The organism is Erysipelatoclostridium sp. AM42-17, from assembly GCF_003480255.1.
GTDB lineage: Bacteria > Bacillota_I > Bacilli_A > Erysipelotrichales > Coprobacillaceae > Faecalibacillus.
Map to the genome: position 1 here is coordinate 1 of NZ_QUIN01000033.1, position 16618 is coordinate 16618.

At 27.9% G+C, this 16618-nt stretch carries 18 protein-coding genes; 13 read left to right on the forward strand and 5 right to left on the reverse strand.

What is annotated here, in order from left to right; translation table 11 throughout:
* Positions 1–58: 58 nt before the first annotated feature.
* Genes DW911_RS10270 through DW911_RS10285 form a run of 4 tightly spaced genes read left to right on the forward strand, consistent with a single transcriptional unit; the run spans position 59 to position 5126 of the window.
* Entirely contained in the window at positions 59–1075 is a 1017-nt protein-coding gene (locus DW911_RS10270; RefSeq protein WP_272482630.1) for a glycosyltransferase family 4 protein, read from the forward strand.
* Positions 1076–1087: 12 nt separating this feature from the next.
* Positions 1088–2188, forward strand: coding sequence for a lysylphosphatidylglycerol synthase transmembrane domain-containing protein (locus DW911_RS10275; protein ID WP_118434106.1), 1101 nt, complete (start codon positions 1088–1090; stop codon positions 2186–2188).
* A gap of 9 nt (positions 2189–2197) precedes the next feature.
* A complete protein-coding gene (locus tag DW911_RS10280; RefSeq protein WP_118434105.1) occupies positions 2198–4177 on the forward strand; it encodes a glycosyltransferase in 1980 nt (659 codons plus the stop codon).
* A 1-nt stretch (position 4178) separates the two neighbouring features.
* Positions 4179–5126 carry a 3'-5' exoribonuclease YhaM family protein gene (locus DW911_RS10285; RefSeq protein ID WP_118434104.1) on the forward strand — a complete coding sequence of 316 codons (948 nt, stop codon included), beginning with the start codon at positions 4179–4181 and terminating at the stop codon, positions 5124–5126.
* 29 nt (positions 5127–5155) lie between these two features.
* Here DW911_RS10285 and DW911_RS10290 read toward each other — a convergent pair whose 3' ends face one another.
* Genes DW911_RS10290 through DW911_RS10300 form a run of 3 tightly spaced genes read right to left on the reverse strand, consistent with a single transcriptional unit; the run spans position 5156 to position 7514 of the window.
* A complete protein-coding gene (locus DW911_RS10290; protein ID WP_118434103.1) occupies positions 5156–5554 on the reverse strand; it encodes an HIT family protein in 399 nt (132 codons plus the stop codon).
* Positions 5555–5604: 50 nt separating this feature from the next.
* Positions 5605–6510: a hypothetical protein gene (locus DW911_RS10295; protein WP_233541887.1), complete on the reverse strand. Its 906-nt coding sequence runs from the start codon at positions 6508–6510 to the stop codon at positions 5605–5607.
* Positions 6510–7514 carry a peptidylprolyl isomerase gene (locus tag DW911_RS10300; protein ID WP_118434102.1) on the reverse strand — a complete coding sequence of 335 codons (1005 nt, stop codon included), beginning with the start codon at positions 7512–7514 and terminating at the stop codon, positions 6510–6512. Before DW911_RS10300 ends, DW911_RS10295 begins: the two co-directional genes overlap by 1 nt.
* 225 nt (positions 7515–7739) lie before the next feature.
* Between DW911_RS10300 and DW911_RS11385 the strand changes: the two genes are divergently transcribed.
* Positions 7740–7814, forward strand: a complete 75-nt coding sequence (locus tag DW911_RS11385; protein WP_369831774.1) for a YjcZ family sporulation protein — start codon at positions 7740–7742, stop codon at positions 7812–7814.
* A 29-nt stretch (positions 7815–7843) separates the two neighbouring features.
* On the opposite strand, the gene DW911_RS10310 is transcribed toward DW911_RS11385, so the two are convergent.
* Positions 7844–8920, reverse strand: coding sequence for an AI-2E family transporter (locus DW911_RS10310; protein ID WP_118434100.1), 1077 nt, complete (start codon positions 8918–8920; stop codon positions 7844–7846).
* 142 nt (positions 8921–9062) lie between these two features.
* On the opposite strand from DW911_RS10310, the gene sufC reads away from it, so the two are divergent.
* The 8 genes from sufC to DW911_RS10350 are packed head-to-tail and all read left to right on the forward strand — an operon-like array spanning position 9063 to position 15825.
* Positions 9063–9875 carry a Fe-S cluster assembly ATPase SufC gene (sufC, locus tag DW911_RS10315; protein ID WP_118434099.1) on the forward strand — a complete coding sequence of 271 codons (813 nt, stop codon included), beginning with the start codon at positions 9063–9065 and terminating at the stop codon, positions 9873–9875.
* Positions 9875–10771: a SufB/SufD family protein gene (locus tag DW911_RS10320; protein ID WP_118434098.1), complete on the forward strand. Its 897-nt coding sequence runs from the start codon at positions 9875–9877 to the stop codon at positions 10769–10771. Before sufC ends, DW911_RS10320 begins: the two co-directional genes overlap by 1 nt.
* Positions 10771–11997: an aminotransferase class V-fold PLP-dependent enzyme gene (locus tag DW911_RS10325; protein WP_118434097.1), complete on the forward strand. Its 1227-nt coding sequence runs from the start codon at positions 10771–10773 to the stop codon at positions 11995–11997. Before DW911_RS10320 ends, DW911_RS10325 begins: the two co-directional genes overlap by 1 nt.
* A complete protein-coding gene (sufU, locus tag DW911_RS10330) occupies positions 11981–12418 on the forward strand; it encodes a Fe-S cluster assembly sulfur transfer protein SufU (protein ID WP_118434096.1) in 438 nt (145 codons plus the stop codon). Before DW911_RS10325 ends, sufU begins: the two co-directional genes overlap by 17 nt.
* Before the next feature lie 11 nt (positions 12419–12429).
* Positions 12430–13809 (forward strand): Fe-S cluster assembly protein SufB, encoded by a 1380-nt coding sequence (sufB, locus tag DW911_RS10335; RefSeq protein WP_118434095.1) that lies wholly within the window; start codon positions 12430–12432, stop codon positions 13807–13809.
* Positions 13802–14329, forward strand: coding sequence for a 5-formyltetrahydrofolate cyclo-ligase (locus tag DW911_RS10340; protein WP_118434094.1), 528 nt, complete (start codon positions 13802–13804; stop codon positions 14327–14329). Before sufB ends, DW911_RS10340 begins: the two co-directional genes overlap by 8 nt.
* Positions 14330–14383: 54 nt before the next feature.
* Positions 14384–15034 carry a sporulation protein YunB gene (locus DW911_RS10345; RefSeq protein ID WP_118434093.1) on the forward strand — a complete coding sequence of 217 codons (651 nt, stop codon included), beginning with the start codon at positions 14384–14386 and terminating at the stop codon, positions 15032–15034.
* The gene (locus DW911_RS10350) at positions 15019–15825 is read left to right on the forward strand and encodes a hypothetical protein (RefSeq protein ID WP_118434092.1); all 807 of its coding nucleotides are present in this window, start codon (positions 15019–15021) and stop codon (positions 15823–15825) included. Before DW911_RS10345 ends, DW911_RS10350 begins: the two co-directional genes overlap by 16 nt.
* 147 nt (positions 15826–15972) lie before the next feature.
* Here the strand turns inward: DW911_RS10350 and DW911_RS10355 are convergent, their stop codons facing one another.
* Complete coding sequence (locus DW911_RS10355; protein WP_118434091.1) at positions 15973–16485, reverse strand: uroporphyrinogen-III C-methyltransferase; 513 nt, start codon at positions 16483–16485, stop codon at positions 15973–15975.
* Positions 16486–16618: the final 133 nt, after the last annotated feature.

Consider the following 16618-nt stretch of genomic DNA (forward strand, 5'->3'; position numbering starts at 1 on the left):
TATTAGTCATAACTATTACAATTACTTTTAATTTGATATAAATTATAGTAGAATAGATATGGTGATTATTGTGAAAATTAAATTATATTTTGGGCAAGAAAATGCTATAAAGAAATCGGGTATAGGTCGTGCTTTTGTTCATCAAAAAAAAGCATTGTCTTTGAACAATATAGAATATACTGTTGATAAAGAAGATTTAGATTATGATATATTGCATATTAATACTATTTGGCCTGACAGTATTAAAATGATTAAACAGGCAAGGGATAATAATAAAAAAGTAATTTATCATGCGCATAGTACAGAAGAGGATTTTAGAAATTCATTTATGTTTTCGAATACTCTAGCAGGAATTTTTAAGAAATGGCTTGTGTATTTATACAAGGAAGCTGATGAAATTATTACACCTACTCCTTATTCTAAAAATCTTTTAGAAGCATACGGATTAAATACACCTATTCATGCTATTTCAAATGGTGTTGATTTGGATAAATTTAATCCAACACAAGAACAAATAGAATCATTTTGCAAGAAGTATCATATAGACGAAAATGATAAAGTTATTATTTCGGTTGGTTGGTTATTTGAAAGAAAAGGGTTTGATACTTTTGTGGAAGTAGCTTATTCGTTACCAGAATACAAATTCTTTTGGTTTGGAGATATTAAGTTATCTAATCCAACTGCTAAAATAAAGAAAATTTTAAAAAATTTGCCAGACAATGTTATCTTGCCTGGCTATGTTGCAGGTGATGTAATTAATGGAGCATACGGACGTTGTGATTTGTTTTTCTTTCCATCAAGAGAAGAAACAGAAGGAATAGTTGTTTTAGAAGCGTTAGCATGTAAAGCGCAAATGCTAGTACGTGATATTCCAGCGTTTGATCCATGGCTTATTGATCGTTTGAATTGCTATAAGGGAAAGACAAATGATGATTTTATTCAGCTTATTCAAATGATAATAAATAAACAGCTTCCTTCTACTATTGAAGAAGGTTATAAAGTGGCACAAGAACGTGAATTAATGAATATAGGTAAACAATTAAAAATGATTTATGAAGAAGTATTAAACCAATAGGAGGTTTATCTTATGGATAAAAAAAGCAAAAAGAAGTATTTTCTAAACATTTTAATTATTTTACTGGTTGGAGGTTTATCAATATATTTTTCAATAGGCAGTCAACTTCAGTCAACAATTCATTATTTAACACATGCTAATTATTTATGGATAGTTATTTGTATTATTGTTATGTTTATTTATTATTTAGTCAATGCATTGGGCTTGGTTGTCTTTGCCAGGGTGTATAAAAAAGATTATACGATAAAGCAAGGAATTACTAATTCTTTATCTGGTGTGTTTTTTAGTGGAATTACTCCTATGTCAACAGGTGGACAATTTTATCAGGTATATGTTTTTAATAAACAAGGTATCTCGGCAACTTTTTCTTCCAGTATTTTATTAATGTTGTTTATTGTATATCAAAGTGTATTGGTTGTTTATACTTCTATAATTATGCTTTTTAGATACACATATTATAGTTCTATTTATTCTAAGTTTTTTTCTTTGGCTATAATAGGCTTTTTAATTAATTTTGCTGTTATTAGTAGTTTGTTTTTAGGAGCAAAATCTAGAAGATTGCAAAATTTTGTTTGTAACAATATTTTAAAGTTACTTGCAAAAGTGCATATTGTTAGAAATTATGAAGACAAACGTATCAAAATAGAAAGGCAATTATCGTCTTTTAGAGATGAATTAACATTACTTCAAAAAAATCGAGAAGTATTAATTAAATCAATTTTATTAAATGTCTTGAGACTTACTTTACTTTATAGTATGCCTTTTTTAACAGCTAAAGCGATGGGAACAGCCTTAAATTGGTCGTATTTCTTTGATTTTATAGGAATAACATCTTTTATATATATGATTTCTGATTTTGTTCCTTTACCTGGAGCAAGTGGTGGAAGTGAGGGTACATTTTATTTTTTACTTCATGGCTTTTTAAAAGGTGGAACATCTGCAACTTTATTAGTTTGGAGATTTATAACATATTATATGGGTTTAATTGTGGGAGGTATTACTGTTATGATCAGTAAAGAAATTCACACTACTAAATCAAAAATAGCTACTAGTAATGATGAAGTTATTGTAGAAGAAATTGATGAAATCCAACTTCAAGATATAAAAAAATAGGAGGTATCTATGAAAATAGCGTTATTTTCTGACACATATATTCCTGATATTAATGGTGTAGCAACGTCAACAAATATTTTGCGCAATGAGTTAATTAAACTTGGACATGATGTTTTGGTTGTCACGAGTGAACTTCCAAGTGATAGTGATTATCATGATCGATTTGATGATCAAGTTTTAAGGGTTCCTGGATTGGAGATACAAGCTTTATATGGATATCGTGCTTGTAATATATATTCTTTTAAAGGGATGCGAGAAATTAAAAGATTTGCTCCTGAAGTCATTCATGTACAAACGGAGTTTGGAATTGGTATTTTTGGGAGAATTGCAGGAGAAACTTTAAATGTTCCTGTAGTATATACTTATCATACAATGTGGGAAGATTACTCTCATTATGTCAATCCAATAAATTCTGAGACAGTTGATACAGTATTAAAAAAAGTGATTACAAAAATCAGTCAACTATATAGTAATAAATGTCAGGAACTAATAGTTCCTTCTTTAAAAACTAAAGATGCTTTAGAACACTATGGAATTACACAAAATCACATTAATATTATTCCTACAGGATTAGAACTTGATCGTTTTGATCCCGCTAATAAAAATGAACAACTTATTTTAAAGTTAAAAAAGGAATATAATATTGAAAATCATTTTGTATTAACTTTCCTAGGTCGAATTGCTCAAGAGAAAAGTATAGATGTCATTATAAATGCATTAAAAGAAGTGGTTAAGGTAAATAAAAATATTAAATGCTTAATCGTTGGAGGAGGACCACAATTAGAAGAATTAAAAGAGTTGGTTCGTGATGATGATATTAGTCAATATATTATTTTTACAGGACCACAAAGTGGGCAGTTAGTTCCTGCACATTATCATATTTCTGATGTTTTTATATCGGCTTCTTTATCTGAAACACAAGGGTTAACTTATATTGAAGCAATGGCTAGTGGAATTCCAGTAATAGCAAGATATGATGATCAACTTAAAGATGTCGTAGAAAGTGGACACAATGGATACTTTTTTAAAGAGGAAAATGAGCTGCCTGAGCTTATTTTAAAAATGATGTCGATTGATTTATCGTCTATGAAAAAAACCGCCTTAGAGACAGCCAAAAAGTACAGTGGAGAGACTTTTGCTAAAAAAGTATTAGAAGTATATAAAAACGGGATAGTAAATAAACACTATAGTTATACTCTTAAATCTATTATTCCATTACGTCATCATAAAAATGAGCTTGTCTTTTCAATTGATGGAAGTAATATTTCATTAGAACTGGCTGATCAGATTATAGAACAATATGATTTAAAAGTAGGACAAGTTATTGATAGAGAATTGTTCGATTCTTTGAAAGATTTAGAACAGGTAAGTCGAGCATATAATAAAGCTTTAAAGTATCTTACCTTAAAAGACTATACATATTATCAAATGAAAACCAAGTTAATGAATAATGGAGATTTTGATGATACACAATTAGATGCTACATTAGAGTTATTAAAAGAAAAAAACTTAATTAATGATAAATTATTTGCGATGAACTATTTACAAAGATGTATGCGTATAGGAATTGGTTTAAATAAAGCTATATATAATTTACGTAGTTACCAAATTGATAATGTTCTTATCGACCAGTGTTTAGAAGAAATAGATACTGATGAGGAATATGAAGCTGCTATATCATTAATTGAAACTTACTATCATAGAAATAATAGTTTCTCTCACAAAAATGTAATAAAAAAGATAAGAGAAAAATTATTTTTAAAGGGGTTTACTAATGAGACAATTGAAAAGGCCATGAGTGATTATGATTTTGAATATGATAATCAAAAAGAAAAAGAGTTATTAAATAAAGATTTTCAGAAATTATTTAATAAATATTCTAAAAAATACTCAGGTTCACAGTTTAAAAACAAACTCGTTGATTCTTTGCTTAGAAAAGGATATAACTATGACGATATAAAAAAATTGATAGAAAAAGAGGAGTTTTAAAATGAATAAAATTTGTGATTTAAAACCAGGTAATGATTCTGTTGTAATTGAAGCATTAATTAATCATGTTGTGACTGGTAAGACAAATGGTGCAAATCGTTCGACTTATTTATCAATAGTACTACAAGATGACAGTGGGACGATTGATGCAAAATTATGGAATGCTACTGAGCTACAAGTTGAAACATTAACTGTGGGAACAATTGTTCAAGTAAAGGGTGATGTGATTAAATATAACGATGATCGACAAATGAAAATTATTAAAATTGTAGTTGCTTCAAATGATGAAAAAGATAAAATTAAATACTTAAAGCAGGCACCGGTAGATTCCAGTAAAATGATGCATGATATTAGAAATTATGTTGATCAAATTGATAATCTAAAATTGAATCAACTTGTTAAAGCTTTATTTGAAGAAAATTTTGAAAAGTTATCATATTATCCTGCTGCAAGCAAAAATCATCATGAATATGTTTCTGGATTGGCACATCATACATGGGGAATGTTAAGAGTGGCAGAATCATTTTGTCATTTATATCCTACTTTAAATAAAGATTTACTATATTCAGGTATTATTTTACATGATTTAGGAAAAATTGTTGAATTAAGTGGACCTGCTGTTCCAGAATATACATTACAAGGAAAATTACTGGGACATATTTCTATTAGTAATGCTATGATTAAAGAAAAAGCAGATCAAATGCATATAGAAGGTGAAGAAGTTACATTATTACAACATATGATCTTAGCTCATCATGGTAAAAATGAATTTGGATCACCGGTTTTACCACAAATAAAAGAGGCAGAGATATTATATTTAATAGACAATATTGATGCTAGAATGGCTATGTTGAATAAAGCGCTAGAAACTGTTGATAACGGGCAGTTTACAAAGAGAGTCTTCTCTCTAGAAAATAGAGCATTTTATAAACCAAAGATGTATAAATAAAAATATGTTCTCCATAAGAGAACATATTTTTATTTTATTTTATTAAGTAATTCATCTAAATCAACATCTTGACTGTGATCAATAAAATTGATTTTTAATTCATTTTTGTTATATCTTGGTAAAATATGAATATGAAAATGATGAACAGTTTGTCCTGCTACTTCGTTTGTATTTGTTAGCACATTTAAGCCATCTGCACCTAATTTCTCCATGATTTGTTTTGATAATTTTTTTACAATTTTAAATAAATGAGCTAAAGTTTCATCGTCCACCGTTAAAATATTATCATAATGTTTTTTAGGAATAACTAATGTATGACCATATGTTGCTTGAGATAAATCTAAAAAAGCAAGACAAATGTCATCTTCATAAACGACTTTACCAGGAATTTCTTTATTAATTATTTTGCAAAATATACAATTTTCCATAATAAAACCTCCTATATCATTTTAACATAAAGAAAGGATAAGGTCATACCTTATCCAAAATAATCTTTAGATTCTTTTTTTATTTCGTCTTTTAATTGAGTTTCATATACATCAAAATTATATTTTTTAAAATAATAAGCGTTGGCTTTAGTTGATAAATCAGATATATTTGTTAATGCTTCTTTAATTTCAGATTTTTTTTCTTTTTTATTGGTATTATATGTCCAAATTATTGCATATTTTGAATCAGATGTTTTAATTGCTTTTTTATAAATACCATCTTTAGTAAAACTATCTAATTTTTTTATAATATTTTTATCAATTGTACTGCTTTTTGTAGTGACTAAACCAGCATCACTTCCATTATTATCTGACATAATTTGATTAAAATTGTCTTCATTAGTGCAAGATTTAATCAATTTTAAGGCTTGGGATTCAGTATCAACAGTTATAATTTTAAGATATTTTACTTTATATTGTTTTACTAATTTATTGAAGTTTGCTTCAACATATTTTTCTTTTAATAATTGTTGCTTTGCATCGGGTTCAATCATTTCTTTGATATATTGCTCTTCAGTTCCAGTGTAACCGATAGATTTAATATAATCTGCTAATGATTGTTTAGAATATGATTCATATGATTCTTTTGTTTCATTGACTTTTTTATCAATTGCTTTTTGATCAGTAATTTCTTTATCACAAATATAATTTAATGCATCGTTAATAACTTGATTAGAACCATAATTCTCTAATAAATAATAGTAGATGTCATCTTTCGTAATCGTAATATCATTTGCTTTAATTGCAGTTGAATTACCATTAGATACGCTTGTGCTGTATTTAGAAGAAGAGCGAGTGGTAAAATAGATACCTGTTATACATAATATGATCACAATGACACATATAATGGCTGTTGCTTTTTTGTGCTTAGATAACTGAGATAATATATTTTTCATTATTTATTTTCTCCTCTTTCTTGTTGGCGTTGTTTAAGTGCTTCATTAACAACTGACTCAACATTTTTCTTAATCGACTTATCTTTATAAGTCACTTTATAAGAATTGAAGACAATATATTGTAAATAATCATCATAGGCAAGTAATGGTGAATCGATATCGGTATCCTTTAATTCTTTTTTTAATTTCTTTTCATCTGTACTTGTCACTTTTACAAAATAATAACCGTCAGATCCCGCAATAGCATCAGATATCTCACCTGCTTTTAATGATTGTGCTTTTTCAACAACATCATTTCCATAAGTATTTGTTAAACTTGAAGTATCTTTGCTATCAACAATGCCTACAGCACCTTTTTTTGATTTTGTTGAATCATCATCAGAGTAGCTTTGTGCAATAGCACCAAAACTTTTATCTGTATTATTTAATAATTCTTTAACTTCATTTAGTTTTTTTATTTCAGTATCTGTTGGATTACTTACATCAGACATAGATACTTTAATAATACTTACATAACGTGGAGAACATTGATTATAATAATCTTCAAAAACTGAGTCATAGTGTTTATTTACATAACTTAATAAATAATTAGCGTATTGGATTTGTTTAATCATTTTTTGTCGATAATCACTCATGTTTGTATAACCGGCGTTTTGTAAGACTTGTTTAAGTTGTGATTTGTATGAATCTGATCCATATTGATTCTTATAATAAGTTTTAACTTGTTGAACAATCGTATCAGCATCTGTTTTCATTTCATCATTGACAGGGAATTTTTTATCAATAATATTTTGTAAAACGGCATTATATGCAGCAGTTTTACCATTACTTGAATTTAGAATTGATTTATATAAATCATCAGCTAAAATATTTTTTTCTTTATTTCCTTTTTCTAAAGATGCAACAACATACTTACCGTCTTTTTTGACAGTATGCGATTGACTACATCCTGTTAAAAGGCAACTACTTATTAATAAAGCAGCTGTGTATTTTTTTAAATTCATACTTTTCCTCCTTAATATAACGGCTAAATTATACTATTAATCCTTGATAATTTCAATAAAATAGGCAAAAACACACAGTTAACGATACCATTAACATAATTTATAGTAGATAAGTATAAGGAGGATAAAAATGCAAGAATGTAAAGAAAATAAAACAAATATTTATGTCCTATTTATTTTACTTGTTATTATTATGATTTATTGCTTAAGATAGGAGGGGTCATAATGAAACATGAAGAATCATTCACTTTAATTTTAGTGTTATTTATTTTGCTTGTTATCATCTGTAACTTATTTTAAAAAAAGCACACTTTTATGAAAGTGTGCTTTTAATCGATAATGATTTGATGATGTTGCATATAAATACGATAGATTATTTTAATTGTTACTAAAAGCGGCATAGCTATAATCATACCCCATACTCCAAATATTGTAGATCCTGACAAGATTCCAAATAGTACCCACATAATTGACAAATCAATTTGTGAAGAATAGATTTTAGGTTGAATTACATAAGACATAATTGTTGATTGAATAAAAATTAAAATAAGTAAAAATGCTAGTTTTGTTGGCCCTAATACTAATGATGTAATGATTCCTAAAACATTGGCACATATAGGACCAACATAAGGAATGATTGAACTGATTGCTGAAAAAATACCAAGAAGCAACCAATTTTGATGTCCAATAATTAAATACATAATTGAAGTTGTAATTCCTTGAGCAACAGCCCCTATAGCAAAGGCTTTAACATAATTAATTAGAGAAATGTTTACTTCTGATATATATGTTGGTAGAGATGGTTCAAACTTTTTAGCTAATGATTTAATAGATTTTTTTATGTTATCATATGTAGAAGACATATAGATAGCCAAAATCAAATAAATCAAATAGTTAGTAATGTTAATCAATGCTTGATTTAAAAAATCAAAGGTCGTATTGATAAAAGTTGTTTCTTTAAGCATGTCTGATGCCATTGTTTCAATATAAACAATCATCGAAGATACATCATAATTAAAATTAACTTTGATAAAATGAGAAATATCTTTTAATCCACTTTCAAAAGATGGATACATTTCAAGCAAACTATTATAGATCATTGGTACTGCTAAAGAGATAAGTAAAACTATACAAGCTAAGCCGCCTACATAGACAAAACCAACAGCTAAACCTCTATTTTTAACATATTTTTGAATCCAATTGATGAGTGGATTCACTACAAATGCTATAACAAAGGCAATAAAAAATGGTTTAATTACAGCCCAGATGACGGATAGTGCATTTCCCCATACATCTTTAGTTGTGTCAAGTATCAACATGATAGCAAGCAAAATCAATAAATTAAGTAATGTTTGAGTAATTTGCTTAGAAGATATAGTATTAAATAATTTTTTTAAAAATTTCATTAAATCACCTCATTATATATATTAATATACCATATTTTGTCCATAATATAAATTGTTAAATCTAAGCAAAAGATTATTATCACATTCATTGTTTTTTAATAACCATTTTAGTAAAATAATCATGGTAGAAAGGGGTCTGGTTATGTCGACTTTAAAAATAGAAAATTTACATGTCAGTATTGAAGATCGTGAAATTGTAAAAGGAATAGATTTAGAAATAAATACTGGTGAAATACATGCATTGATGGGACCAAATGGTAATGGTAAATCTACTTTACTATCTACGATTATGGGGCATCCAAAATATAAAGTAACACAAGGTAAAATGACTCTAGATGGTCAAGATGTATTGTCTATGAGCGTTGATGAAAGAAGTAGAGCAGGAATCTTTTTAGGAATGCAATATCCTCAAGAAATTCCAGGTGTCATTACTTCTGATTTTTTACGTGCAGCAATGAATGCACACCAAGAAAAGCCTGTTTCATTATTTAAATTTATCAAGGAATTAGATAAAAATATCGAAGATTTAAAAATGAACGAAAATCTTGCACATCGTTATTTAAATGAAGGATTTTCTGGAGGCGAAAAAAAGCGTAATGAAATATTACAAATGAAATTATTGCAACCTAAATTTGCATTATTAGATGAGATTGATTCTGGTTTAGATGTAGATGCATTGAAAATTGTGGCTAAAGCCATTAATGATATGAAATCTGATACTTTTGGTTGTGTAATGGTTTCACACTACGAAAGATTATTTGAATTAGTGCCACCAACACATGTTCATGTATTGGTAGATGGTAAAATTGTTTTAAGTGGTGGTAGAGAATTGATTGATAAAATTGATCAAGAAGGTTATGAATGGGTCAAAGAATTAGGTTATGAAATTAATGAAGGAGAAAATAAGCAGCCAATTGTATTAGGAAGCTGTGGACATAAAGTAAAAGCTGAATAATGGAAAAACTAAAAGAAGTAAGAAATTATTTGGTCATTCATAATGGAAATATTCAAACTCAACAAATTCAAGACCATATTGAAATAAATGAAAACAATATTATTATTTATGATTCAACTCAGTTACAAATTATTTATACATCTAATGAATGCCAGTTATTTAATGTTTTCATTGATATCAAAAAAAATATTAATGTAGATTTGATTGAAATATATCAGTTACAAAATCAATCACAATATCAAAAAGAAATAAATATTGAACAAAATAGTCATGTAACACGTTATGTTGAAAATGATTGTCTTGATGGACAATACATTCTTCATGATCATGTTCAAGTTGGACAGGATGCATCAATTGATTGTGCTTATGTTGAATTATCAAATTATTCAACAAAATCAAAAATGAAATATGATTTAAATAAACCAGGAGCAAGAGCATTAGTTCGTTTAGCTTCCTTGGCTAGCAATGAAAAAAAGAAAGAATATCAAATATCTCTATGTCATCATGCACCAAATACATATGGCGATATGGATAATTATGGTGTTGTTAAATCACATTCAAGTTTAATTATTGATGGTATAGGAAAAATAGAAAAAGGTAACTATCAGTCTGATACGCATCAAACTAATAAAATTATTGTTTTTGATGATGGATGCATAGCTGAGGCTAATCCATATTTATATATAGATGAATATGATGTAAAAGCAAGTCATGGTGCGAGTGTAGGAAAAATTGATGAAGATCATTTATACTATCTTCAATCGAGAGGATTGACTAAGCAAGATGCGATGCATCTTGTTACATATGGATATTTTTTACCAGTTTTAAATTTTATTCATGTAGATTCTCTAAAAGATAGATTTAATGAAGTATTGAAAGAAAAGGTGGGTCTTTAATGATAGATGTAAAAAAAATAAGAGAAGACTTTCCAATGCTTAATGGTAAAACAATGCATGGAAAAACTCTCATTTATTTAGATAATGGAGCAACAACATTAAAACCACAAAAGGTGATAGATAGTGTTTGTGATTATTTAACAAATTATTCGGGAAATGCTCATCGTGGTGATTATGATTTGTCACACGAAGTGGATTCAAAATATGAGCATGTAAGAGATATTGTAGCAAATTTTATTAATTGTAAAAAAGAAGAAGTTGTTTATACTTATGGAAGTTCTGATAGCTTAAATTTAGTTGCTTTTGGTTATGGAATGACACATCTTCATGAAGGAGACGAAGTATTACTTACATTGGCAGAGCATGCTAGTAATACTTTGCCTTGGTTTGAAGTGGCTAAAGAAACAGGGTGTATTATTAAATATATTGATTTAGAAGACCAAGGTAAAGTTACTTTAGATAATGTAAAAAAAGCTATTACAGATCAAACTAAAATCATATCAATTGCCCAAATTACTAATGTATTAGGACAAATTGCACCAATAAAAGAAATATGTGAGTATGCTCACCAAAAAGGAATTATTGTTGTTGTTGATGGGGCACAAAGTGTGCCACATATGCCAATTGATGTCCAAAATTTAGATCTTGATTTTTTAGCTTTTTCTGCTCATAAATTATGTGGCCCAACAGGTGTAGGAGTTTTATATGGTAAATATGAATTACTTGAGGAAATGAGACCTACACGCTTTGGTGGTGATAGTAATGCTCGTTATAAAAGCAATGGGATTGTCAAATTAAAAAATGCACCAACTAAGTTTGAAACCGGTACCGCCAATATAGAAGGTGTTATCGGTATGGGCGCTGCTATAGAGTATATTCAATCAATTGGAATGCAAAATATTCATGAATATGAACAGGAATTGAGAAGATATGCTATTAATAAAATGAAAGAATTAGATAACATTGAATTATATAATCCGGATGCTTCAGGTCCTATTGCTTTTAATATTAAGGGTGTATTTAGTCAAGATGCTGCGAGTCTATTTAATACTTACGGTATTGCTGTAAGGGCAGGTCAACACTGTGCTAAAATTTTAGGAGAGTATTTAAATGTAAGTCAAACATTGAGAGTATCATTTTATTTTTATAATACTTATCAAGAAATTGATGCTTTTATAGATGTATGTAAGAGAGGAGATGACTTTTTAGATGCCTTCTTTGGATAATATGATGTTAAGACAAATTATTATGGATCATTATGAAAATCCACGAAATCATGAGTTAGTCAATGACAATGAATATCAAACAATTAATATGGATAGTGAAACATGTATTGACAATATAGATGTTCAGGCAAAAATAAAAAATGGTAAAATAGAAGATATTCGCTTTGATGGAGAAGCATGTGCTATTTGTACAGCGAGTACATCTATTATGACAGAATTATTGATTGGAAAAACAATCGATGAAGCTAGAGAAATCATTAAAAATTATAATAATATGATTTATGAAAAAGATTATGATCCTGATGTTTTAGAGGAAGCTATAGCATTTATGAATACTCATAAACAAGCAAATAGAATTAAATGTGCTACTTTAGGATGGATGGGTATTACAAAATTAATTGATGAAAGTGAAAAGAAATAAGGAGGGAAAATATGTCAGAAATTGAAACAAACATTCCCAATCAAGATGTATCTGTATTTAAGACACCTAAAGGGTTGAATGCGGATATTGTTAGAGAAATATCCAAAATTAAGGGTGAACCTGAATGGATGTTAGAATATCGATTAAAGGCTTTAGATTGTTTCTTGAACAAACCAATGCCTACATGGGGTGTTGATTTAAGTCGTATAGATTTTGATGAATATACTTATTATATTAGACCATCAGATAAGCAAACTAATCAGTGGGAAGAAGTTCCGGAAACAATTAAAAATACGTTTAATAAGTTAGGAATTCCAGAAGCTGAACAAAAATATTTATCAGGTGTAACAACTCAATATGAATCAGAAGTTGTTTACCATAATATGTTAAAAGAAGTACAAGAAAAAGGGGTTATCTTTTTAGATATTGATAGTGGATTAAGAGAATATCCTGAAATATTTAAAAAATATTTTGATACTGTTATTCCTTATTCAGATAACAAATTTTCTGCTTTAAATGGGGCTGTTTGGTCAGGAGGTTCTTTCATTTATGTACCACCAGGTGTTAAATTAGAGAAGCCACTACAATCTTATTTTAGAATTAATTCTGAACAAATGGGACAATTTGAAAGAACACTGATTATAGTCGATAAAGGATCGGATATTCATTACGTTGAAGGATGTACTGCACCAAATTATTCAAAGGACTCATTACATACTGGTGTTGTTGAAATTGTTGTTTTAGAAGGTGCGAAATGCCGCTATACTACAATTCAAAACTGGAGCACTAATATTTTAAATCTCGTTACACAACGTGCTAAAGTATTTAAAAATGGGCAAATGGAGTGGGTTGATGGAAACATAGGTTCAGCAGTGACAATGAAATATCCTACTTGTATGTTAATGGAAGAAGGGGCTAAGGGTTCATGTATTACAATTGCTGTTGCTGGCGAAAATCAAATCATGGATTCAGGAGCAAAAATGATTCACTTGGCACCAAATACATCAAGTACCATTGTTTCTAAATCTATTTCTAAAAATGGCGGTAAAACTAACTATAGAGGTTTAGTACAACATATGCCTAAAGCAGTAGGAGCAAAAAGCAAAGTAGAATGCGACACACTCATTCTTGATCAAATTTCAACAAGTGATACGGTTCCTACTAACTGTGCTAGAAATAATGATTCTTTAATTGAACATGAAGCAACAGTTTCTAAGATTTCAGATGAACAATTATTTTATTTGATGTCTAGAGGTCTTACAAAACAAGAGGCAACAGAAATGATTGTTATGGGATTTATTGAACCATTCTCTAGAGAATTACCAATGGAGTATGCTGTTGAATTAAACCAATTGATTAAAATGGATTTTGGAGAAAAAGGAATTGGATAAAAAAACATTAAGAAAAGAGATGATACAAAAAAGATTATCTCTTTCACAAGAACAATTTTCATTTAAATCATCTATTATTCATCAAAAGATAAATCAATTAGATATATTCAAAAATGCTCAGTCTATTGGCATATATTTATCTTATAAAAATGAAGTTGATACATTTAAATTGATAAATCAGATTGTATCATCGAAAGATATTTATGTGCCGCGTATTCAAGGTAAAATGATGGATTTTGTTGCTTTTCAGTCTTATAAAGATTTAAAAGAAAATCGTTATGGCATATTAGAACCAACAGGTAACCAAATAAATAATAATCCTGACTTATTGATTGTTCCGCTTGTTGCATATGATTTAAATAACAATCGTTTAGGTTACGGTGGGGGTTTTTATGATCGCTTTTTAAAGAATTATCAAGGAACAACAATAGGTATTGCTTTTGATTTTCAACAAGTAAAACATCTAGAAGTTGAAAGTCATGATTTACCCTTAGATATGATTATTAATGATAAGAAGTAAACTATGATATAGTCTACTTCTTTTTTTTTAACATATATTTATAGAGGTGATGACATGAATAAAAAAATATATCTTATTCCTGTTATCGTTTTGTCATTAATAATATTTCAATTATTTTCGTTTCAGGTACAACCCATAATAAAAAAACAAGCTGAAAAAGAAATAAAACAATACTTACAGCTAATAATAAATCATGTTTCCTTTTTGAATAAAACAGATTATAAAAAAGTAGTTAATATAAAATATAAAGAAGGAAAAATCGTATCAATGGGATTTAATATGGTCTATATAAATAATATAACAGGAAAATATGTCAATAGAATAGAAACAACAATGCAGGCAATAGAGGATGGAAAGTATAAATCAATTCAAAATACTATTTATAATCAAAGATTAAAAAAGTTTGCTAAAGAAGGGATTGTTATAAAGATACCTATTGGGATGTTTTTCAATAATATATTTTTAGTGGATGTTGGTCCAAAAATTAAAATAAGATATCAAGGATTATCCATTGTTTCTTCTAATATTAATAAAAGTTTAAAAAATTATGGAATTAATCATATTGCTATATCGATAGACTTACAAATGAAAATAAAACTTATGATTATTGCGCCATTTTATAGGCAATCTTATCAAGAGGATTTTGTTGTCCCATTCGTGTTTGAGATTATTGAGGGGGAAGTACCATCGTGGTATCATCAGTAAATATATTGCAAGCATATTATCATATTCCGTTAAAAGATAAAATGTTTTTTACTTACAAAGGGGAAAATTATTATTTATCAAATAATATTTATATTTGCAAAAACTATAATTTATATTTAATGATTACAAAACAGCCAGAGTTTAGAATTGTTGAAAATATTTATCATCAATATGTATCTCAAGATCATATTCTTTATAAATATATAGAGAACTATGTAAGTTTAGATATGTATTATTATAGTTCTTTTAAGATTGTTAAATCAGTAAGCGTATCTGGAATAAAACAAAGTTGGATTAAATTGCTAGAAGATGTAAAAAACTGCTTTTCAAGCATAAATAAACAACATACAAATATGACCGTATATCATTATTATTACTATTATTTAGGTTTTTTAGCCATAGAAATGCTTAATTACTACTTTGATTGTCATGAATATATTGATGTTGGTTTTCAACATAATATATGTTCATTTGATTCTAAAACATACATGAATCCTGACAATCTTAAATTAACAGCGATAGGAGAGGATTTGATAACATTATATTTAAATAATCTAATTTCATTAAAAGAATTAGATTCATATTTTCAAAAAAATATATTGGTTTCAAAGCAATATGCAATACTTTTATGTAAAGCTTTTTTTCCGATAAATTATTATCGTCAAATATTAATGAACAGCTGGGATCAACAACATCTTTATCAATATTTGACTTGTCAATTACAACACCAAATAGAATTGTACCATTATATAAAAAAATATATTGATGTACCATCAATATATTGGATATAAAAAACTTACCTTAAGGTAAGTTGAATACGTGATGCTAGTTACGTTTACATCATTGTTTTTTAAAGACAATGTTCATATTGAACTCCATCTGTAAATAAATATAAAATGATATATTTTTTAAAGCGCTACAAATTTGATAGTGACTTTTTATTCAATTGAAGTGTTAGAGTTATCGGTTTGATCTTCGCTGTTGTTATCATTGTTGTCATTATTATTAATGTTATTATCATTAGAATTTGTTGATTCATCATCTTGACTTTGTTGATTATTAGATTCTTCTAATTCTTGATTAGATGAAGAACTATTAGAAGACGAGTTATCTTGATAATTTTCTTTTTTGTTGTCTGATTTTTCTATTTGTTTTTTCAAGTGATTAATTTGGTTTTGTTGTTGTTGATTTTGGTGGTAGACATAATAACCACCTCCTGCACCAGCAAGAATGACCACAATAATCATAATAAATACAAGAATAGTGGATAATTTGCTTTTTTTATTCTTTCTCTTTACTTTTGTTTTTCTTTTCTTTTTTGTTTTCCTAACAATTTTTCTCTTTGTTTTTTGCTTTTTTTGATTAGGATATTCAGTATCGTTATCTGCATCAATATAATCATTATTTTCGATATCTTCATCGTAATCATTAAATTCAAATCTTTGAGCCATTTTATCACCTCAACAATATTTTATATATAATTATGAATTAAATATTAACAAATAAAAAAACTTACTATAAGTAAGTTTAATTTTAAATGGAGCGGGTGATGGGAATCGAACCCACGTAGTCAGCTTGGAAGGC